This window comes from Micromonospora sp. BS32 (assembly GCF_059089345.1).
On record NZ_JBSSHR010000012.1, the window covers coordinates 148,884 to 167,006 of the forward strand.

The 18,123-nt window shown below is 72.2% G+C and carries 21 protein-coding genes, 2 tRNA genes and 1 pseudogene; 11 read left to right on the plus strand and 13 right to left on the minus strand.

Annotated features, from left to right (window positions below):
- Positions 1-73: 73 nt before the first annotated feature.
- Together orn and AC5RWQ_RS19250 are read left to right on the plus strand one after the other, a co-directional pair.
- Positions 74-664: an oligoribonuclease gene (orn, locus tag AC5RWQ_RS19245; protein ID WP_494284087.1), complete on the plus strand. Its 591-nt coding sequence runs from the start codon at positions 74-76 to the stop codon at positions 662-664.
- Between the two features lie 110 nt (positions 665-774).
- Positions 775-850, plus strand: a tRNA-His gene (locus tag AC5RWQ_RS19250).
- A 51-nt stretch (positions 851-901) separates the two neighbouring features.
- On the opposite strand, the gene AC5RWQ_RS19255 is transcribed toward AC5RWQ_RS19250, so the two are convergent.
- Positions 902-2,188, minus strand: coding sequence for a L,D-transpeptidase (locus AC5RWQ_RS19255; protein ID WP_494284088.1), 1,287 nt, complete (start codon positions 2,186-2,188; stop codon positions 902-904).
- A 187-nt stretch (positions 2,189-2,375) separates the two neighbouring features.
- On the minus strand, positions 2,376-3,644 hold the full coding sequence (locus tag AC5RWQ_RS19260) for a L,D-transpeptidase (protein ID WP_494284089.1): 1,269 nt from the start codon (positions 3,642-3,644) through the stop codon (positions 2,376-2,378).
- A gap of 187 nt (positions 3,645-3,831) precedes the next feature.
- Here AC5RWQ_RS19260 and AC5RWQ_RS19265 point away from each other — a divergent pair.
- Positions 3,832-3,907 (plus strand) — tRNA-Lys (locus AC5RWQ_RS19265).
- 85 nt (positions 3,908-3,992) lie between these two features.
- Here AC5RWQ_RS19265 and AC5RWQ_RS19270 read toward each other — a convergent pair.
- Positions 3,993-4,601 (minus strand): hypothetical protein, encoded by a 609-nt coding sequence (locus AC5RWQ_RS19270; protein ID WP_494284090.1) that lies wholly within the window; start codon positions 4,599-4,601, stop codon positions 3,993-3,995.
- A gap of 160 nt (positions 4,602-4,761) precedes the next feature.
- On the opposite strand from AC5RWQ_RS19270, the gene AC5RWQ_RS19275 reads away from it, so the two are divergent.
- Positions 4,762-5,037: a hypothetical protein gene (locus AC5RWQ_RS19275; protein WP_494284091.1), complete on the plus strand. Its 276-nt coding sequence runs from the start codon at positions 4,762-4,764 to the stop codon at positions 5,035-5,037.
- A 40-nt stretch (positions 5,038-5,077) separates the two neighbouring features.
- A pseudogene (locus tag AC5RWQ_RS19280) lies at positions 5,078-5,188 on the plus strand (kinase); the annotation flags it as partial.
- An 87-nt stretch (positions 5,189-5,275) separates the two neighbouring features.
- Here the strand turns inward: AC5RWQ_RS19280 and AC5RWQ_RS19285 are convergent.
- The 4 genes from AC5RWQ_RS19285 to AC5RWQ_RS19300 all read right to left on the minus strand — a co-directional run bounded on the left by AC5RWQ_RS19285 (position 5,276) and on the right by AC5RWQ_RS19300 (position 7,852).
- Complete coding sequence (locus tag AC5RWQ_RS19285; RefSeq protein WP_494284092.1) at positions 5,276-5,785, minus strand: HAD domain-containing protein; 510 nt, start codon at positions 5,783-5,785, stop codon at positions 5,276-5,278.
- A 189-nt stretch (positions 5,786-5,974) separates the two neighbouring features.
- Entirely contained in the window at positions 5,975-6,286 is a 312-nt protein-coding gene (locus AC5RWQ_RS19290) for an NIPSNAP family protein (RefSeq protein ID WP_494284093.1), read from the minus strand.
- A gap of 73 nt (positions 6,287-6,359) precedes the next feature.
- Entirely contained in the window at positions 6,360-7,244 is an 885-nt protein-coding gene (locus AC5RWQ_RS19295; RefSeq protein WP_494284094.1) for an aminoglycoside phosphotransferase family protein, read from the minus strand.
- 29 nt (positions 7,245-7,273) lie between these two features.
- Complete coding sequence (locus AC5RWQ_RS19300) at positions 7,274-7,852, minus strand: TetR/AcrR family transcriptional regulator (RefSeq protein ID WP_420884076.1); 579 nt, start codon at positions 7,850-7,852, stop codon at positions 7,274-7,276.
- A gap of 252 nt (positions 7,853-8,104) precedes the next feature.
- Between AC5RWQ_RS19300 and AC5RWQ_RS19305 the strand changes: the two genes are divergently transcribed.
- Both AC5RWQ_RS19305 and AC5RWQ_RS19310 read left to right on the plus strand, forming a co-directional pair.
- Positions 8,105-9,559: an MFS transporter gene (locus AC5RWQ_RS19305; protein ID WP_494284095.1), complete on the plus strand. Its 1,455-nt coding sequence runs from the start codon at positions 8,105-8,107 to the stop codon at positions 9,557-9,559.
- A gap of 108 nt (positions 9,560-9,667) precedes the next feature.
- The gene (locus AC5RWQ_RS19310; RefSeq protein ID WP_494284096.1) at positions 9,668-10,396 is read left to right on the plus strand and encodes a Clp protease N-terminal domain-containing protein; all 729 of its coding nucleotides are present in this window, start codon (positions 9,668-9,670) and stop codon (positions 10,394-10,396) included.
- 101 nt (positions 10,397-10,497) lie between these two features.
- On the opposite strand, the gene AC5RWQ_RS19315 is transcribed toward AC5RWQ_RS19310, so the two are convergent.
- Positions 10,498-11,016, minus strand: coding sequence for a hypothetical protein (locus AC5RWQ_RS19315; protein WP_494284097.1), 519 nt, complete (start codon positions 11,014-11,016; stop codon positions 10,498-10,500).
- Positions 11,017-11,140: 124 nt separating this feature from the next.
- Positions 11,141-11,341 carry a DNA repair protein gene (locus AC5RWQ_RS19320; protein ID WP_494284098.1) on the minus strand — a complete coding sequence of 67 codons (201 nt, stop codon included), beginning with the start codon at positions 11,339-11,341 and terminating at the stop codon, positions 11,141-11,143.
- Positions 11,342-11,538: 197 nt separating this feature from the next.
- On the opposite strand from AC5RWQ_RS19320, the gene AC5RWQ_RS19325 reads away from it, so the two are divergent.
- Together AC5RWQ_RS19325 and AC5RWQ_RS19330 are read left to right on the plus strand one after the other, a co-directional pair.
- On the plus strand, positions 11,539-12,039 hold the full coding sequence (locus AC5RWQ_RS19325) for a DUF4396 domain-containing protein (protein WP_494284099.1): 501 nt from the start codon (positions 11,539-11,541) through the stop codon (positions 12,037-12,039).
- 84 nt (positions 12,040-12,123) lie between these two features.
- Complete coding sequence (locus AC5RWQ_RS19330) at positions 12,124-12,786, plus strand: GNAT family N-acetyltransferase (RefSeq protein WP_494284100.1); 663 nt, start codon at positions 12,124-12,126, stop codon at positions 12,784-12,786.
- Between the two features lie 293 nt (positions 12,787-13,079).
- Here the strand turns inward: AC5RWQ_RS19330 and AC5RWQ_RS19335 are convergent, their stop codons facing one another.
- From AC5RWQ_RS19335 to AC5RWQ_RS19345, 3 genes are read right to left on the minus strand one after another with little or no spacing between them, the layout of a single operon-like run.
- Positions 13,080-13,793: a TetR family transcriptional regulator gene (locus AC5RWQ_RS19335; RefSeq protein ID WP_494284101.1), complete on the minus strand. Its 714-nt coding sequence runs from the start codon at positions 13,791-13,793 to the stop codon at positions 13,080-13,082.
- Positions 13,720-14,238: a thiol-disulfide oxidoreductase DCC family protein gene (locus tag AC5RWQ_RS19340; protein ID WP_494284102.1), complete on the minus strand. Its 519-nt coding sequence runs from the start codon at positions 14,236-14,238 to the stop codon at positions 13,720-13,722. The genes AC5RWQ_RS19335 and AC5RWQ_RS19340 overlap by 74 nt, the downstream gene beginning before the upstream one ends.
- Positions 14,235-14,753 (minus strand): hypothetical protein, encoded by a 519-nt coding sequence (locus AC5RWQ_RS19345; RefSeq protein ID WP_494284103.1) that lies wholly within the window; start codon positions 14,751-14,753, stop codon positions 14,235-14,237. Before AC5RWQ_RS19345 ends, AC5RWQ_RS19340 begins: the two co-directional genes overlap by 4 nt.
- A gap of 149 nt (positions 14,754-14,902) precedes the next feature.
- Here AC5RWQ_RS19345 and AC5RWQ_RS19350 point away from each other — a divergent pair, with 149 nt between their 5' ends.
- Positions 14,903-15,217 carry an STAS domain-containing protein gene (locus tag AC5RWQ_RS19350; protein WP_494284104.1) on the plus strand — a complete coding sequence of 105 codons (315 nt, stop codon included), beginning with the start codon at positions 14,903-14,905 and terminating at the stop codon, positions 15,215-15,217.
- A gap of 54 nt (positions 15,218-15,271) precedes the next feature.
- On the opposite strand, the gene AC5RWQ_RS19355 is transcribed toward AC5RWQ_RS19350, so the two are convergent.
- Positions 15,272-16,723: a glycoside hydrolase family 3 N-terminal domain-containing protein gene (locus tag AC5RWQ_RS19355; protein WP_494284105.1), complete on the minus strand. Its 1,452-nt coding sequence runs from the start codon at positions 16,721-16,723 to the stop codon at positions 15,272-15,274.
- A 151-nt stretch (positions 16,724-16,874) separates the two neighbouring features.
- On the opposite strand from AC5RWQ_RS19355, the gene AC5RWQ_RS19360 reads away from it, so the two are divergent.
- Positions 16,875-18,050 (plus strand): ROK family transcriptional regulator, encoded by a 1,176-nt coding sequence (locus AC5RWQ_RS19360; RefSeq protein WP_494284106.1) that lies wholly within the window; start codon positions 16,875-16,877, stop codon positions 18,048-18,050.
- The last annotated feature ends 73 nt before the right edge of the window (positions 18,051-18,123 follow it).

An 18,123-nucleotide genomic window follows, 5' to 3' on the forward strand; every position in this document is an offset into this window, starting at 1 on the left:
GGGGAAACCCTAGCGGTCCCGTCGGCCACCGGTGCCGAGGCGCGGAGAGGTGGGCTGCGCGTAGTCTGTCCCGGTGGCTGACCTTCTCGTCTGGATCGACTGTGAGATGACCGGGTTGGATCTCGGTGCCGACGCGCTGATCGAGGTCGCTGCGCTCGTCACCGACCGCGACCTCAACGTGCTCGGCGAGGGCGTGGACGTGGTGATCCACGCCGACGAGGCGGCCCTGGAGGCGATGCCGGAGATCGTCCGCACCATGCACGCCAAGTCCGGGCTGACCGAGGAGGTCCGCCGCTCGACGGTGACCCTGGCCGAGGCCGAGGACATGGTGCTGGAGTACGTGACCAGTCACGTGAAGGATCCGCGCAGCGCGCCGCTCTGCGGCAACTCGATCGCCACCGACCGCGGCTTCATCGCCCGGGACATGCCCCGGCTCGACGCCCACCTGCACTACCGCATGATCGACGTCTCCTCCCTCAAGGAGCTGACCCGCCGCTGGTATCCGCGGGTGTACTTCGGCCAGCCGCAGAAGGGGCTCGCGCACCGGGCCCTGGCGGACGTCCGGGAGAGCATCCGGGAGCTGGAGTACTACCGGCGGACGATCTTCGTACCCCTGCCGGGGCCGGACGTGGAGACGGCCAAGGGGATCGCCGCGCAGCTCTGAGCGGCGTGGCGACCCGCCGGCACGGCGGTGCGGAACCCGCTGGACGGGCCCGCCGGTGGTGTGGCTATTATTAGTCCGCACCCGCCCGGGTCACCGGCGCGGAAGGCATGGTGGCTGTAGCTCAGTTGGCAGAGCACCGGGTTGTGGTCCCGGTTGTCGTGGGTTCAATTCCCATCAGTCACCCCAGACACGGAAGCCCCCTCCTCGCGGAGGGGGCTTCCGTCGTTGCGGGGCCGGTCAGGGGGTCGCCTCGACCGTGGCCTGGACGGTCGGCTCGTCGCCCGCGCCGGCGCTCTGCTCGGCCGCCGGCTGGTACGGCAGGGCGCTGCCCTTGACGTACTCGTCCCAGCTCATGTTCCAGTCGGTCCAGCCGTTGCCGTTCTGGAGCTTGCGCTCGGTGCCCTTGACGGTGATCGGGTCACCCATCCGGGTGTTGGCGAAGAGCCAGGCGCCGTCGGCCATCGAGACGTTGACGCAGCCGTGCGAGACGTTGACGCTGCCCTGCTTCCCCTCGGACCAGGGCGCGGCGTGGATGAACTCGCCGCCCCAGGTGATCCGCTGGGCGAAGTCGATGTCCGTCCGGTAGCCCTCCTGCGGGCCGAGCTCGGCGCGGGTGTCGAAGACCGTCTTGCGCAGCTTCTCGATCACCACCATGGTGCCGCTGGACGACGGGGTGGTCGGCTTGCCGAGGCTGACCAGGATGGTCTTGACGACCGTGCCGTCCTTGGTGACGGTCATCCGCTTGGTCCTGTTGTCCACCTGCATGACCAGCGACGGCCCGATCTTGACGTCCACGGTCAGGTCGGAGCGCCCGTACCAGCCGTCGCCGAGCGGGAGCCCGGCGGCCCGGATCTTGTACGACACGGTGCTGCCCGACCGCCAGAACTCCTTGGGCCGGTAGCGGACCTCGGTGGGGCTGACCCAGTGCCAGATCCCCTCCTGCGCCGGGGTGGAGGTGACCGTCATCCGGCGCTGGAGGTCGTCGCGGTAGTCCCGGGGGATGGCCCGGCCGAACTTGACGATCAGCGGCATGCCGACACCGACCACCTGGCCGTCACCGAGGAAGCTGGTGACCCGGATCTGCTTGTCGGGCTCGGCCATCACGGTGAAGGCGCTGGTCGCCGTGGCCGGCCTGCCGTCGTCACCGGTCGCCGTGACGGTGGCGGTGTACTTCTGGCCGTACTTCAGGGTGTCGGTGGGCAGCCAGGTCTTCCCGTCCGCGGCGAGCGCGCCCTCGACGGCCTCGCCGGCGTCGTCCTTCAGCTCGACGGTGGTCTCCTCGGCCTCCGTCGTGGTGAAGGTGATGCCGGTGGTGGCCGGGACGTCGGTCGCGTCGGCCTTCGGCGCGGTGATGGTGGCCGCGGCCTTCGGGGGTGTCTCGTTCGCACCCTGCCAGCTCGACGGCTTGTCGCCGTCGGAGCCGGTGCAGCCGGCGGTGAGCGTCAGCGCCGCGGCGAGCAGCCCCGCGGCGAGCGCGCGGCGGCGGCCGACGCGCCGGGACAGCTGATCCTGGACAGCTCGCATGATTCCCTCGCAGTCGTGGTCCCCGATGCCCCATCGTCTCTTACTGACGTGGGAAAGCGCCGGCCGGTTGCCGCCCGTGAACTGGAACACGCCGATCGTTGTGTACGAATGACGGTAAAATGAGCGGCTTTGGTGAGGCTGGCTCGTGCTCGCGGGGCCGGCGCGACGGCCGACCCCGCGATGTCGCTCAGAGCAGCGGGCCGGACCCGCCCCTGGGCACCGGCAGGGCGCTGCCCTCGACGAACTCCGACCAGCTCAGGCTCCACGCCGTCCAGCCGTTGCCCGGGTCGACCTTCCGCTCGGTGCCCTTCACGGTGATCGGGTCACCGATCCTGGTCCGCTCGAAGAGCCAGCGGGCGGCCGCCATCGAGACGTTGACGCACCCGTGCGAGACGTTCTGCCGGCCCTGCACCCCCTCTGACCAGGGAGCCGCGTGGATGTACTCGCCGCCCCAGGTCAGCCGCTGGGCGAAGTCGATCTCCGTGCGGTAGCGGTTCGCCGGGTCGGGATCGTCCATGGTGTCGAAGACGGTCTTCTCCTTCTTCTCCATCACCACCATGGTGCCGCTGGAGGAGGGAGTGCTCTTCTTGCCCAGGCTGACCGGGAAGGTGCGGGTCAGCTTGCCGTCCTCGTAGACGTCCATCTTCTTGGTCGCGTTGTCGACCTTCATCACGAAGGAGCGGCCGATCTTCGCGGTCGCCGACCGGTCGACGTTGCCGTACCGGCCGTTGCTCAGCGGCATGCCGGCCAGCGCGATCCGGACGTCGACCGTGGTGCCCGGCTGCCAGTACTCCGGCGCGCGGTAGTAGGCCTGGGTGCCGTTGTAGACCCAGTGCCAGGCGCCCGGCTGCGGCGGGTCGGTCTTCACGAACATCCGCTTCTGCACCGCCGCGCGGTCCTTCTTCGGGATGCCCGGGTGGAACTCGACGACCACCGGCATGGCCACCCCGTACGACTTGTCGTCGAAGAGGTAGAGGCCGGAGTTGATCATCGACTTCGGCTTGCTCATCGTGGTGAACGTGCTGGTGCCCCGGTGCGTCTCGCCGCCGGAGCCGGTGCCGGTCACCGTGGCGGTGTAGCTCGTGCCGTACGCCAGCGGCGTCGACGGCACCCAGGAGGTGCCGTCCCGGCGCATCCGCCCCTCGACCCGGTCGCCGTCCGCCGAGACGAGAGTGACCGAGGACACCTCGCCCCCGCCGGGGATCTTCGCGCTGATCTCGGTGCTGACCGGCTTGTTCGCCGCGCCGTCGGCCGGGGTGACCGACAGGCTGGGGAGCGCCGGTGCGGTGGTCGCCCCGGGGTCGTCGGACGCCGGCGCGCTGGTGCCCGGGGTGGCAGCGCCACCGCCGACGAACGCGGCACCCTTCTTGTCGTCGTCGCCGCACCCTGTCAGTGCCAGCGACGCCACCAGGACCAGAGCGCCCACCATCGCCCCGCCCCGCGTGAACCTGCCCATTCCCACCTCTGTTCTCGCGTGCCTGGCGGACATCGTGCCGTATCCGGAGCCCGACCTTGGTCCCCGAAGCCGCGCGCCAGGGCCTTTAGTGATCTTTTGCCCGGTAAGCTCGACCGAAGAGCGGAGTCGGGTATCGGATTGGAACCCGGCTCAGGGGCCGTGCTAGTGTTCTCTCCGTTGCCAACGAGCGCCGCTAGCTCAACTGGCAGAGCAGCGGACTCTTAATCCGCGGGTTCGGGGTTCGAGTCCCTGGCGGCGCACCAGCAATCATCTGGGCATTCACCCTCACGGGTGGGTGCCCAGATGTCGTTTCGGGGGGTCCCGACAGCAACGGGCCCGGGGTAACCCCTACCCGGGCTGGGAGATCGACTCGCGGTTGATGTAGACGACCTCGGCGGCGAAGGCCAGCAGAGCCAGCACGGTGCCGACGCCGATCGCGAACCCGGACGACAGCCCCGCGAGCCCGGCCAGCAGCGTGACCACGAGCCCCACCAACAGCCCGTTCACCGCGCCCACCATCGCCGCCGTAGTCAGCAACAGCTGCGCCCGCCGGGGTGCGTTACCGACCGCCGCCCAGGTCGCCCGCATGATGCCCTCGCCCTGCACCGCGTCGACGAAGAAGTCGTGGTCGCCGGCCAGCCGGCGATGGTAGTACGCCCGGATGCGCTGGATCCGCGCGAGATCCAGCTCGTTCTCCACCATGTTCTGCACCAGCCGCAGGAATGTGAGCAGCCCGGTGATCACCAGCGTCGGCAGCACCGCCCCGAGGTACGGCCGGACGAACGCGGCGTTGCTGGCGACGAAGCCGAGCCCGATCAGCGCGGCAGAGAGCATGGACAGGAAGACGGTCGCCCGACCAACCGACTCGGTGACGGTCGTGCTGCGGGAGGTCTGAAGCACGAAATGCTCGGTGGTCAGGGCGGTGAGCAGCGCCTGCTCGCGTTCTCCGTCGTCCATGCACCTCACCGTCCGTGGGTTGACCAGGGGTCATCCGTGGCTCAACTCGCCAGCCGCCCGCTCGGTCACGCGGCTCATCGGAGGAACGCGGGTCAGCCCTTGGTGGCAGAACCTCACTCCCGGCCCGAGGAATGAGGCTCGTGGCTGGTCTAGTAGGAGAATGAGCGACCAGAACGAGACAGGCACGGGGCGCCTGGCTGAAGAAGATCTCAAGGTGCTGATCGGTGTAGCTGCGCACCTGGAATTGATCTTCCTGGTGGACGAAGGTCCGCAAGAGGTCTTCGCTGCCCTGCTCGCTCGGCTGCGGCACGACATCGTGCAATGTGGCCTCATCGCCAATGATTCGAAGGCAGACGTGCGTGCCGGTATCCAAGGGCTCAACGTGCGGCTGCGGCGCGCGCTAGGAGAGGACCTTCCGCCCAAGGGCACCACCTGAAGCGGCAGCTCGGCGTCTGCGAATTCGCTCTCCTGTGTAGGGCATGGCGCACACCAGCCGCTACCGGACCATGCTGACGCGCCTCCGCGATGGTCATCGAGGGCGGTCCCTGTCCTGCTACCTCGGCGTGTCACGGCCCGAGACCCGGCGCGACTGTCTGTTGTGTTCATGACGAGGCGAGTCGATCCCCACCGTCGCTGATCATCAAGGCGGCGGCGGGCGGGTGAAGCTCGTGGCGTTACACCTGTTCGAGCCAGTCTTTGATGACAGTGAAGTCGCGTTCGGTCAGGCCGTGACGAGGGTCGACCCGATGCAGCAGGGCCAGGCCGTGGTGATGGGCGGACACCCAGACGCGATCGATAGGGGAGATCTCGTCATCTACCCACACGAAGGGACGCCCCTGCGCCCACTCGACCAGGCCGCGGGTCTTCCAGTGCAGGGCGCCGTCCTCGTCTGAGTCGGGCCAGTCCACGACCGGCAGGGCCGGCAGTCCGAGCAGCGGAGCCAGTACGTCGTTCGCGTCACTCATCCACGTCGTCGCCCACACGAGATCACAGGACAGGGCGGACAGCAGGCGGCCGTGTTCCGGCTCGACCCTGTGCAGCAACGGATGGGCGTCGTCCGGTGGAACCTGTAGGTGGGTTTGGTGGCGCGGCGTGCCCGGCGGTGCCGCCGGTGGCGTTCCGAACGGGATGAGGGTGCCGTCCACGTCAAGGAACAGCAGCGGACGCTGCACGGGGGCGGACATGGCCCAGAGATTAGCCCTCGACCCGTGACCGAGAACCCCCGCGCACTTCCACTAGATCAACGGCGGGCGCCAACTCGTCGGTTCGGTCATCGGCTGACGGCACGGACGGTGGGGAGTGTGGTCGGCGCGCCGGGCCCGGCCACACTCACCTCGGCGTGACCGTGCTCATGGCGGCAGAAAAGTGCGCGTTCAATTGGTCGGCAGGAGCGGTCGCATGAACGTGCGCTCGTACCGCAGGACGCAACCGGAGTCGTCACGGATGTGGTCGGCCGCGACGAACTCCGGGTCGTTGCCGAACTGTGCCCGGTAACGCTCGTAGGCTGCCAGGCTTTCGAAGCTGAACAGCGCTTCGGCCTGGTCGCTGGCTCCCTCGGCGGGCAGGAAGTAGCCGTGGTGCACACCACCGTGCTTGGCCACCAGCCGCATCCACGCGCGGGCGAAGCGTTCGAACGCCTCGATCTGCGCGGGGTCGATGGTGTAATGCACGACGCAGGTGATCACGGCACCACCATACGGGTCGATGTCCGCTGATCCCGGCAGGACCGGGCGTCGAGTGCCACCGCCGCCCGGTGTCTCAGTCGTGCCACTGCTCGGCGAGGACGCGGGCCCGCCGACGGACGCGGGCGACTCCCACCGAGCTGTTGAGCGCCGCGAACGGCGGCCACAGGAAGACGAGGATGGCGAGTTCCTCCGCCAGGAGCGCGCGTTCCAGCACGGGGCGGTCGACCTGCCGAGCATCCAGGTACGCGTCGACCAGCACCGGGGGAACCATGGTGCCGTGGGGTGTGGCCCGGACGCTGGGAAAGGCGAGGTCCGCGGTGGGCCTGCCGATGCCGGCCGCCTGCCAGTCGCAGAACACCAGTGAGCCGGCGGAGTGCAGGAGGTTGCCCGGGTGGCAGTCGCCGTGGACGAGGACCGGCGGCAGCGCGTCGAGCTGCTCGGCGAACTCGACGCGCCGATCGAGGAGCGCGGCGAGCTGAGGGAGCGTGGGAGCCCAGAAGGCGGTGATCCGGTCCGTGTCCGGGTCGGTGAGCGCCGTCCGCAACGCGTCGGGGCGACTCCAGTCGCCACCCGTCGGCAACGGCATGTCGTGCAGGCCGGCCAGCCCCGCGCCGAGGTCCGCCCACATCCGCGCCGTCCACGTCGCAGCGTCCACGGTGTCGCCCGCCGCTTCGAACAGCGCGGCCACACCGTCTTCGGCGTCCAGGCGGTTCAGGAGCCGCGGCGTGCGTACCGGCGCGAGCGGCGCGAGGTCCTGGTAGAAGCGCAGTTCCCGCCGGGCGGCCGCGATCGCCTGCGGCCCCAGCGTGGCCGGCGTGACCTTGAGGTACGCCGTCCGCCCGTCGATCGTGCCCACCACGTGGACGCCGGCGCCGGAGCGGGACTCGAGCGGGGTACTCGACCTCTGGTGGGACACCCGGAACGCATGTCGGACCGTTGCGGTGAAATCGTTCGGCATGCGGGCGACCTCGGGGGCGTCGGGCCGCGTCAGCGTGAGGTCGGGGGGCGCAGCCCGTCGAGGGCGATGCCGAGCACCCGGTCGCGCTGCTCCGGCTGTGGGAACTGGGCCATGGTGAGGCCGCTGAGCAGCCGGACCACGTCGTCGAAGCTGATGTCGTCGCGGACCGCCCCGGCCGCCTGGGCGCGGCGCATCATCGGCTCGCCCGCGGTGTAGATCTCGGTCCGGCAGCTGCGGAAGACCTCGGAGTCGTGCACCAGCTCCTCGGCGAGGGCCCGCTTGGTGGCGACGTAGCCGATGAAGCGGTGCAGCCAGGCGACGAGGGCGTCCCACGGGGGCAGGTCGCCCAGGTCGGCGGCGGACCGGCTGAGCTCCCGGACCTCCTCGACGTAGAGGGCCTCGAAGAGGTCCCTCCGGGTGGGGAAGTTCCGGTAGAGGGTGCCGATGCCCACCCCGGCGCGGCGGGCCACCTCCTCCAGCGAGGCGGCGGCGCCGGCCTCGGCGAACACCTCGCGGGCCGCCGCGATCAGGGCCTCGTAGTTGCGTCGGGCGTCGGCCCGCTTGGGCCGTCGCGCGAAGACGTCGGAAGCCTGCCCCGCGCCGGTCATGACGTACGTCACCTCACCTCGGTTGCAAACGGAGGCAACCCTCCGCTAGCTTAGTGGAGGCACCCCTCCGGAACTGACCGGAGCCTTGCCTCCGGATAGCTTACCCCGGGATTCCGCGCCGTCGACGCCGCGCAGGCGACCGGCCCCACCCGCCCCGACCGAGGAGCCCTCATGCCCGACGTCGCCCAGACCTCCGCTCGACCGTCGTCCGCGACGACCCGCTCACCCGTACCTGATATTGGAGTTCCTGCTGTGACAGAGAGCGTCCGACGCGGCTCGCGCCGGCTCACCTTCCTCGTGCTGGCCGCCGGGGCCGGGTCCTTCTCGCTGCTCCAGTCGTTGATCACCCCGGTACTGCCGACCATCCAGCACGACCTGCACACCTCCCAGAACACCGTCACCTGGGTGCTGACCGCATACCTGCTCTCCGCGTCGATCTTCACGCCGATCCTGGGCCGGGTGGGCGACATGGTCGGCAAGGAGCGGATGCTGGTCGTCTCCCTCGCCGCGCTCGCCTTCGGCTGTCTGCTGGCCGCCGTGGCGCCGAGCATCGGCGTGCTGATCGCCGCCCGGGTGGTCCAGGGCGTTGGCGGCGCCGTCTTCCCGCTCTCGTTCGGGATCATCCGCGACGAGTTCCCCGCCGCGCGGGTCTCCTCCGCGGTCGCCGCCATCTCGGCGATCGTCGCCGCCGGCGGCGGGCTGGGCGTCGTGCTCGCCGGCCCGATCGTCACCGCCCTCGACTACCGCTGGCTGTTCTGGATCCCGATGGCCGTCGTCGGCCTGACCGCCGTCGCCGCGCACCTCTTCGTGCCCGAGTCGCCCGTGCGCACCGCCGGACGCATCGACTGGCGGGCCACCCTGCTGCTCTCCGGCTGGCTGGTCGCCCTGCTGCTGCCGATCAGCAAGGGTGCCGCCTGGGGCTGGAGCTCGGGCCGGGTGCTCGGCCTGCTGGCGCTGGCCGCGGTGCTCTTCGCCGGCTGGCTGGTCACCGAGGTCCGCTCCCGCAACCCGCTGATCGACATGCGGATGATGCGGCTGCCCGGCGTCTGGACGACGAACCTGGTCGCCCTGCTCTACGGCGCGTCGATGTTCTCCGTCTACGCGTTCCTGCCCCAGTTCGTGCAGACCCCGACCGTGGCCGGCTACGGCTTCGGCGCCAGCATCACCCAGGCCGGCCTGCTCATGCTGCCGATGCTGGTCGCGATGTTCGTCGCCGGTCTCCTCGCCGGCCGGCTGGAGTCGGGCTTCAGCCCGAAGGCGCAGCTCGCCACGGGAGCCGCCTTCAACGTGCTCGCCGCCGCGATGCTGACTGTGGCGCACGACACCCGCTGGGAGGTCGGGATCGCCGGCGCCCTGGTCGGCCTCGGTATCGGGCTGGCCTTCGCCTCGATGGCCAACCTGATCGTGGGCAACGTGCCGGCCGGGCAGACCGGCGTGGCGACCGGCATGAACGCGAACATCCGCACCATCGGCGGCGCGATCGGCGCGGCCGTGGTGAGCGGCGTGATCACCGCGCACCCGCAGGCGAACGGGCTGCCCCGGGAGGCCGGCTTCACCCTGGGCTTCCTGGTGCTGACCGGGCTCGCCCTGGCCGCCCTGCTGGCGGCGCTGGTCGTGCCGTCGCCGCGCCGCCCGGTGAACCGTCGTCGGCCGGCACCCGCCCGCGAGGCCGCCCGGGAACTGGTGGCGGTTCCGGCGGGACGCTGACCGTTCCGACCACGCGGCCGCGTGTCCCCGACAGCCGGGGACGCGCGGCCGCGCCGTGATCGTCAACCGGTGGTTGACGCACGGCGACCGTCAACCTATGGTTGACGCATGACGGAGCCAATCCAGGTGACCAATCCCGTGCGTCTCGACGATCTGATCGGGGCGATCAAGAAGGCACACACCGACGCACTCGACCAGCTCACCGACGCGGTGATCGCGGCCGACCACCTCGGCGAACTCGCCGACCACCTGATCGGCCACTTCGTCGACCAGGCCCGACGGTCCGGGGCCTCCTGGACGGAGATCGGCAACAGCATGGGGGTCAGCAAGCAGGCCGCCCAGAAGCGCTCCGCCGCCAAGGCCGATGCGGCGGCCACCCTCGACCCGAGCGCCGGCTTCAGCCGCTTCACCCCCCGGGCCCGCAACGTGGTCATAGCCGCGCAGAACGAGGCCCGGAGCGGCAGTCAGGCCGAGATCCGCCCCGAACACCTGGTGCTCGGGCTGCTCGCCGAGCCGGAGGCCCTCGCCGCCCGGGCGATCGTCGCCGAGGGCGTACCGCTGGAGCGGGTGCGGGAGGCGGCCAGTGCCGCCCTGCCACCGCCGGCCGAGCAGGTGCCCGCCCTGATCCCGTTCGACGCGCAGGCCAAGAAGGCCCTGGAGCTCACCTTCCGGGAGGCGCTGCGGCTCGGGCACAACTACGTCGGCACCGAGCACGTCCTGCTCGCGCTGCTGGAGCAGGAGGACGGCTCGGGCGTGCTCTCCGGACTGGGCCTGGGGAAGTCGGCGGTGGAGGACTGGATCGTCGCCACCCTCGCCGCGATCACGATTCAGCGCTGACCCGACGCCGACGGCCACGATCCACCGCCCACGCGACGAACCGCCGGCGACCGGGACGCCCGGTCACCGGCGGTGTCGTGTCGGCCTGACCGTGGGACGGGTCAGGCGGTGGTGGGGAAGCCGTACCGGGCGGCGTGCTCCGGGTCGGCCGGGTCGACCTGCCGGATGCCCGCGTCGGCGAGGCGCTTGTTGACCTCGTCGAGCCGCTCCCGGACCAGCCGGGCCTCCTCCTCGGTGACCCGGCCCCGGTGCGGCCGACCCGCGTGCTCGATGGTGCCGTAGTCGACCTTCTCCGCGTTCTTGCGTGCCTTGGGCGGGCGGACCCGCTCGGCCGTCCTCAGTAGTTGCGCCATCGGCACGTCGGTGGCCATCGCGTCGAACTCGCTGGCGGTGAGCACCACCCGGCGCGGTTCGCCGTGACCGTGGCGGTCGTGGATCTCCACCACCGCCACGTCGAGGGCCGCGTCGTCGATGGCCTCCACCTCGACCGGGGTGGCGTCCAGCTGTACGGGCCCGGCCACCAGGTCGGGGTGCTCCAGCACGACGACCTTGACCACCTCGTCGTCGGGTCGCAGCACCTCGCCGCTGAAGTCGGAGACGTGGATCGTCTTCTTGCCCATGCGCTGAGCTTCTCCTGTCGGTGGACCGGGTTTCGGACCACAAGACGCTACCCGACAGGTGTGCGAATGCCCCGGTGGGACGGTCCCGGTGTGTCGCCGCCTTCCCGTGCGGCGTCCCGTCGGGTCAGCGGGCGGTCAGGCCGCGCCGGGACGAGGTGCCGGCCGGCAGGCTGTTGAGGTCGCTCCAGGAGAGCGGCGCGTTGGTGGCCCGTCCGGCCCGGGCTTCGCGGTACCGCGGCTGGGCCGGGAACCGCCCGGCGGCCTCGGCCACCCGCCAGGCCCGTTCGGTGTCCTGCTGGTACCGGTCGTTCGGCTGATTCGGCATGCCCTTACCGTCCCAAAGAAACTTGTACATGTATGGAAATAGATATGACGCACGATCGATGCCTCTGGTTCCGGTGTCCAGTCGGCCGTTCGGGTCGACCCATCGGTGTTCTTCGGTACGCCTACCCGCCGTACCGGCATCCCAACCCCTCCGGCGGTCCCCTTGGCTGATACCCCTAGGGGGTATACGGTGGCGACATGGAGAACGTGAATCTGACCCGACTGGCGGTCGCGGCGACCCTGCACTGCCTCACTGGCTGCGCGATCGGCGAGGTGCTCGGCATGGTGATCGGCACCGCGCTGGGCTGGTCCACCCTGCCCACCGTCGTGCTGGCGGTGGCCCTGGCCTTCGTCTTTGGCTACTCGCTCACCATCCGGCCGGTGCTCCGCTCCGGCGTGCCGCTGCGCGCGGCCGTCGGGGTGGCGCTGGCCGCCGACACGGTGAGCATCACGGTGATGGAGGTGGTCGACAACGCCATCGTCCTCGCCATCCCCGGCGCGATGGAGGCGGGCCTGACCAGTCCGCTCTTCTGGATCAGCCTGGTGCTGGCGCTCGCGGTGGCCTTCCTGGTGACCGTGCCCGTCAACCGGGCGTTGATCGGCCGCGGCCGGGGCCACGCGGTGGTGCACCGCTACCACCACGACCCTGCGGCGCACGGCGCGGCCGAGGTGCCCGAAGGCGACGCCGTGCACCACTGAAGGGTGCACCGCGCGCTCCGGTCCGGCGTACGGTGATCATGTCGTGAGAGCCGTGCCCCGGGCGGGCGGAGGAGGTGTGATCCGGTGCTGGACCGGCGTCTCTACCTGCACCTGGTCACCTGGTTGGGCCAGTGGCCGGCCGGGCCCGGGCTGCACGTCGTCAGCTCCCGGCGGCGCGGGCGACCGGCCTGGGACGGGCGGCTCCGCCCGGCGATCGCGGTCCGGGCCGGCGGCAGCACGGTGCTCTCGGTGCCGCCGGAGCGGGTCGAGGCGATCCGGGCGCTGAGCCGGCGGCCGGAGCCCGAGCTGCTCGCCGGGCTCCCGGCCGCCGTCGGCCAGCCGGAGTGGGCGCTGCACCGGGACACGTTCCGGTGGTGTCTCGCCCCGGCTCCGCTGCCTGACGTGGGGGAGTGGACCGCGCCGACCGATCCCGGGTTCCCGGGCTGGCTGCACCTGTTCGACCGGGAGGTGCTGGTGGTCCGGGACAACAACGGCGGCTACCTGGCCGGGGTGGGGATCAAGCGGCACGACGCCTACGGGCACGAGCTGGCGGTCGGGACGGTGCCGGGAGCACGCGGCCGGGGATTGGGTCGCCGGCTGGTCGCCCAGGCGGCCCGCCGGGTGCTCGACGAGGGCGCCGTGCCGACCTACCGGAACGACCCGGGCAACGTCGCGTCCGCCCGGGTGGCGGAGGCGGCCGGCTTCCCCGACCGTGGCTGGTGGTCGTACGGGGTGTACCCGCCGTGACCGGCCATGCGGATGCGGCGGATTCGCCTCGAAGGGCGCAGCGCTGAACCACCGCCGTCCCGGGGCCGCCTGGCGCGGCCCGGGACGGCGGGCGCGGACCGTGGATCCCGGGCCGGATACCACGGTCCGCAGCCTTCCCCAGGCCCCTCCGTGAGCCGGCGCTCCCGCCGGCCAGTCCTGATGGTCGTCACGCTACGTACGGACGGACTTGCGAGCAAGGGTTCAACGGTTGTTTCTGCTTGTCCGGTAGTGGACTTGAGCTGCGGCGGAGCAACTCGGCACCCTTCGTGGGCTCAGTGACGCAGCGTGCGGATCAGGGTGAGCACCTGACCGGTGACCGGGCGCAGCACGCGCAGCCGGGTGAGCCCCACCAGCCGGTCCACGAGCGGCACCGCCCCGTCGATCAGCTGTCGCGTCCGGGCCTGCCCCGGCGACCGGTCGTGCACCCAGTAGAGGACCACTCCCATGTACGCCAGCCAGAGCAGCTCCGGCAGCTCGGCGCGCAGGTCCGGGTCGACCCGGGCGGTGGAGCCCTCCAGCACCTCGCGGAACAGCGCGATCGACGCGTGCCGCGGCGAGGACGACTCGGTGGAGAAGGGGCTCAGCGGCGACTCCGGGTCGGCCGCGGTCTTGAAGAAGGTCCCGGCGAACTCGTGGTACGGGGTGAGCACGTCGACGCCGGCGTGCAGCACCCCGCCCAGCCGCCCGGCGAAGCCACGCTCCCGGTCGAGCACCGCCGCGGCGGCGGCGCGGTGCTCGACCTGGGTCTCCGCGTAGAACTCCTGGATCAGGTGGTCCTTCGAGCCGAAGTAGTAGTAGGCGTTACCCACCGCCACGCCGGCCTCCTGGGCGATGGCGCGCATGGTGGTCCGGGCGTACCCGCGCTCCCGGAACAACCGCAGCGCGGTGTCCAGGATCAGCTGGCGGGTCTGCTCACCACGCAGGGTCGCCGTCTCGCCGGTCGTCGGGGCGCCGGCACCGGTCGTCGGCGCAGTCTGCTCGCTCATCGTCGTCACCGTATCCCGGGTCGGGCCAGGGTTCGCGGACCAGTTCACGGACCGAGGAGGCGGCCGACACCACCCGCCGGGCGAGCGGCAGCAGGTGCGGTCGGGCCAACCGCTCGGCCCGGGCCCGGTGGTCGGCCAGCGCCCAGAGGCAGGCCAGCCAGGCGCCGTCCCCGGCGTACACCTCGCCGGTGTCGGCCACCACGGTCAGATCCCGCAGCGTCGCGTCGTGGTTTAGGCCGGGGAAGCGCCGCCGGGCCGCGGCGGAACCGGCCGGCACGAACTCCAGGGGTACGAGCTGCGGCCGGCCGGCTAGCCAGCGCCGGGCGGCCCGGCAGAGCGGGCAGTGCGCGTCGTAGAGGACGGTGAACCCGCGGACCCCACCGGCCCCGTGCCCGGTGGGGTCCGCGAGGGCTTCCCCCGCGCCGCCGGTCGGCGGGACGCTCATCGCGCCGGCGTCGGCGGGGCCGGGCGGGCCGGTCCCGCGCCGGGTCCGCTCGGCTGCGGGCCGGGGCCGGCGAACTCGGGACCGGCGTACGCGGGGCCGGGCGGCACCGGCAGCCGACCGGCCGGGGCGAGCGGCGGGTGGGTGGCGAACTGGCGGAGTCGGCTGCGGCGGTACCGGTTGAGGGCGAAGACGTTGAAGAAGTGCAGCGCGCCGAGGACCAGCAGCACCAGGCCGATCTTGAGGGAGAGCTCCTCCATCGCCTGGCTCGCCGATGCCACCGGCTCCTCGTGCTTCATCGCCACCGTGACGTAGCCGAGGTTGAGCAGGTAGAAGCCGACGACCAGGAGGCTGTTCACCGCGTTGGCCAGCCGCGGTTCGGCGAAGACGTCCTCCAGGAAGACCAGCCCGTTGCGGGACAGGGCCCGGGCGACCCAGATCGTCAGCCCGATGCTGACGACCAGGTAGGCCAGGTACATCCAGACCTTCACGTCCATCTCGACGCCTCTCTTGAACACGTTCAAATCAAGGACAAGCTCAGCGTAGGGTAGAAGTTGAACGCGTTCAAGAGTGGGCGGCCGGTCGGCGCTGGCCGACGCCGGCGCGGCCCCGGTATGGTCGGGCCGCGGCGATCGGCGCCGTGAACCTTTCAGCGGTGGGGACGGCCATGCAGATGCGGACCTCGCACGCGGAGCCCGGCCGGGCGGTGCTCCGGCCCGTGGGCGAGCTCGAGATGGCCAGCGTCGGCGTCCTGGAGCGGGCCCTCGACGACGTCCTCGACCGGCCCGACCTGGTCGAGATCGTGGTCGACCTCGCCGGCGTCACGTTCATCGACTCCACCGGCGTGGCCGCCCTGCTGGGCGGCGCGGCCGAGGCGGTCGGCCGGGGTGCCAGCCTCCGCATCGCCGACCCGCAACCGGTGGTGGCGCGGGTGCTGCGGATCACCGCCGTCGACGCCCTGCTCGGACTTTCCCCACGGTGACCCGGACGGGACCGCCCCGGGCGGCCCCTGCCGGCGCCCCTGACCGCGCCCGGGTCAGCGGGTGAGCCCGAGCGCCTCCGCGGCGGCCCGCCCGTTGGCGTGGCTCGCGCCGAACGTCGTCACGAAGGCCCGCGCCCCGGTCGGCCGCCACCGGCCCGGCCAGCCCATCTCCACCACTGTCACCGGGTACGCCGCGGCCAGCGCGTCGACCAGCTCGGCGCCGCCCGGCAGCCGGTGCAGGTGCCGTCCGACCAGCACGATCGGGCGCCCGGCGGCGAGTTGACCCAGCGCGATCGGGTCGGTCTCGGCGGCGATCACCCGGACCTCCTCGGCGGCCGCGAGGTGCGGGCCCAGGCCCCACGGCACCCGGCCCTCGGCGATGGTGGAGGCGGTGTGCAACTGCACCACCAGTGCCCGGCCCAGCCCGGTGATGTCGCCCTCCACCCGCAGGGCCCGGCGGGCGGCGTCGTACCCGAGGCCGTCGGGGCCCGGGGCGGGTGGCTCGGCGGCCCGGGTCGAAGCGGCGAGCGCGGCGGCCCGGCCGGCCGCCTCCTCCACCCGGGACCGGTCCAGCCGGCCGCCCGAGATCGCCTCGACGATCTCGGCGGCCACCCGCTCGACCAGCGTGGCGTCCACCTTGGCGCCAACGCAGAGCAGGTCGGCGCCGGCGGCCAGCGCGCGGACCGCGGCCGGCCCCACCCCGCCGGCGGCCAGCGCGGCGCCCTTCATCTCCAGCGCGTCGGTGATCACCGTGCCGGTGAAGCCGTACTCGTCGCGCAGCAGGTCGACCAGGACGGCTCGGCTGAACGTGGCCGGCCCCTCCCCGGTGAGCGCCGGCACCCGGATGTGCGCCGTCATGATCGCCCGGGTGCCGGCCTCGATCACCGCGGCGAAGGGGGGCAGGTCCCGCTCGCGCAGCAGGGCCGGCGACACGTCCACGGTGGGCAGCTCGTGATGGGAGTCGGCGACGGTGGCGCCGTGCCCCGGAAAGTGTTTGGCGCAGGCGGCGACCCCGACGGACTGGAGGCCCCGCACGGCGGCGGCCGAGTGCGCGGCCACCCGGGCCGGATCGGCGCCGAACGAGCGGGTGCCGATCACCGGGTTCTCGTCGGCGGTGTTGACGTCGACCGTCGGGGCCAGATTGACGGTGACGCCGAGCGCGGCCAGTTCGGCGCCGATGGCGGCGTAGACCGCGCGGGTGAGCGCCGGGTCGTCGACCGCGCCGAGCGCGGCGTTGCCGGGGTACGGGCTGCCGGTGGCGTGCGCCAACCGGGTGACGTCGCCGCCCTCCTCGTCGATCGCGACCAGCACGTCGGATCGGCCGGCCCGTAGCGCGGCGGTGCTCGCCGCCACCTGGGCCGGATCGTGGACGTTGGTGCCGAACAGGGTGTGCCCGGCCAGTCCCTCGGCCACCAGCGCGACCGCCCAGTCCGGCGGCACCGGTCCCGGGTACGCGGCGAGCAGCGTGCCGAGCGCGAGCCGGCGCAGTCCTGGATCCAGGCCCACGTGAGTCCCCCTTTCGGTGCCGGACGGCACGAGTGTCGCATCGCGGTGGACGGGTCGTCCGAGTTCCGCGTGGCGGGGTGGCCGATACGCTACGGGCACCCCTTACCAGAGCTATGTGGTCAAGAAGTCGACGGAAACCAGAGGACGTGTCATGAGTGCGACCCGGCTGCCCGGCACCCCCCGCCTGTTGCGGGCGCTCAACGACCGCGCCGCCCTGGAGCTGCTGCTCGAACGCGGTCCGCTGACCCGCGCCCGGCTCGGTGAGCTGACCGGGCTGTCCAAGGTCACCGCCTCGCAGCTGGTGGAGCGGCTGGAGGAGCGCGGCCTGGTCGCCCGGGTCGGCGAGCAGGCCGGCGGGCGGGGCCCGAACGCTCAGCTCTACGCCGTACGGCCGGGCAGCGCGCACGTCGTCGGCGTGGACGTGGGGGCGGAGCGGGTGGTCGCCGCGTGCGCCGACATCACCGGGGCGGTCATCGGCCGGGTCGAGCAGTCCACCCGCGACACCGACGACCCGGTGGGCGTGGTGCACAACGCGGTGGTGCAGGCGGCCAGCAGCGCCGGCGCGCAGCTGGCCAGCGTACGACGGGTGGTGCTGGGCACCCCCGGCCTGGTGGACCCGGCCAGTGGCGACATCACGTTCGCCTTCAACCTGCCCCGCTGGCACCGCGGCCTGCTCGCCGCCCTCCGGGAGGACCTGCACACCCCGGTCGTCTTCGAGAACGACGTCAACCTGGCCGCCGTCGCCGAGGCGCAGTCCGGCGCGGCGCAGGGCGTGGCCGACTTCGTTCTGGTCTGGGTGGGCGCCGGCGTGGGCCTGGCGATCATGCTGGGTGGCCGGCTGCACCACGGCAGCAGCGGCGCGGCCGGCGAGATCGGCTACCTGCCGGTGCCCGGGGTGCCGATCCCGCGGGACGTCTCCCGCCGGGCCAAGCCCGCGTTCCAGCAGCTCGCCGGCGCGGACGCGGTCCGGGCGGTGGCCCGGGAGCACGGGTTCGAGCACGAGGACGCCGCCGGGGCGGTACGGGCGGCCATCGCCGCCGGGACCGCCGGCGAGCCGGTCCTCGACGAGCTGGCCCGGCGACTCGCCCTCGGGGTGGCCAGCACCTGTGTGGTGCTGGACCCGCCGCTGGTGGTGCTGGCCGGCGATGTCGGCCAGGCCGGCGGCGTGGCCCTGGCGGAGCGGGTGCAGCACGAGGTCGCCGCGATCACCCTGGTCCGTCCCCGGGTGGTGCCGACCGGCCTCACCGAGGAGCCGATCCTGCGTGGCGCGCTGCGGACCGCCCTGGACGCCGTCCGGGACGAGGTCTTCGGGTCGACCGTCGGCTGACCGGCCGGCGCGGAGTGCCGTTGCTCCGCCGTCCGCCATGTGAAGGAATTCTTCACTACCCGCCCGGGCGCGG

What these genes read in the sequence shown, in the direction of transcription:
- AC5RWQ_RS19255 (WP_494284088.1), bottom strand. Translation starts at nt 2,188, where the DNA reads ATGCGAGCTGTCCAGGATCAGCTGTCCCGGCGCGTCGGCCGCCGCCGC.
- AC5RWQ_RS19260 (WP_494284089.1), bottom strand. Translation starts at nt 3,644, where the DNA reads ATGGGCAGGTTCACGCGGGGCGGGGCGATGGTGGGCGCTCTGGTCCTG.
- AC5RWQ_RS19270 (WP_494284090.1), bottom strand. Translation starts at nt 4,601, where the DNA reads ATGGACGACGGAGAACGCGAGCAGGCGCTGCTCACCGCCCTGACCACC.
- AC5RWQ_RS19275 (WP_494284091.1), top strand. Translation starts at nt 4,762, where the DNA reads ATGAGCGACCAGAACGAGACAGGCACGGGGCGCCTGGCTGAAGAAGAT.
- AC5RWQ_RS19285 (WP_494284092.1), bottom strand. Translation starts at nt 5,785, where the DNA reads ATGTCCGCCCCCGTGCAGCGTCCGCTGCTGTTCCTTGACGTGGACGGC.
- AC5RWQ_RS19295 (WP_494284094.1), bottom strand. Translation starts at nt 7,244, where the DNA reads ATGCCGAACGATTTCACCGCAACGGTCCGACATGCGTTCCGGGTGTCC.
- AC5RWQ_RS19300 (WP_420884076.1), bottom strand. Translation starts at nt 7,852, where the DNA reads ATGACCGGCGCGGGGCAGGCTTCCGACGTCTTCGCGCGACGGCCCAAG.
- AC5RWQ_RS19310 (WP_494284096.1), top strand. Translation starts at nt 9,668, where the DNA reads ATGACGGAGCCAATCCAGGTGACCAATCCCGTGCGTCTCGACGATCTG.
- AC5RWQ_RS19315 (WP_494284097.1), bottom strand. Translation starts at nt 11,016, where the DNA reads ATGGGCAAGAAGACGATCCACGTCTCCGACTTCAGCGGCGAGGTGCTG.
- AC5RWQ_RS19320 (WP_494284098.1), bottom strand. Translation starts at nt 11,341, where the DNA reads ATGCCGAATCAGCCGAACGACCGGTACCAGCAGGACACCGAACGGGCC.
- AC5RWQ_RS19325 (WP_494284099.1), top strand. Translation starts at nt 11,539, where the DNA reads ATGGAGAACGTGAATCTGACCCGACTGGCGGTCGCGGCGACCCTGCAC.
- AC5RWQ_RS19335 (WP_494284101.1), bottom strand. Translation starts at nt 13,793, where the DNA reads ATGAGCGAGCAGACTGCGCCGACGACCGGTGCCGGCGCCCCGACGACC.
- AC5RWQ_RS19340 (WP_494284102.1), bottom strand. Translation starts at nt 14,238, where the DNA reads ATGAGCGTCCCGCCGACCGGCGGCGCGGGGGAAGCCCTCGCGGACCCC.
- AC5RWQ_RS19350 (WP_494284104.1), top strand. Translation starts at nt 14,903, where the DNA reads ATGCAGATGCGGACCTCGCACGCGGAGCCCGGCCGGGCGGTGCTCCGG.
- AC5RWQ_RS19360 (WP_494284106.1), top strand. Translation starts at nt 16,875, where the DNA reads ATGAGTGCGACCCGGCTGCCCGGCACCCCCCGCCTGTTGCGGGCGCTC.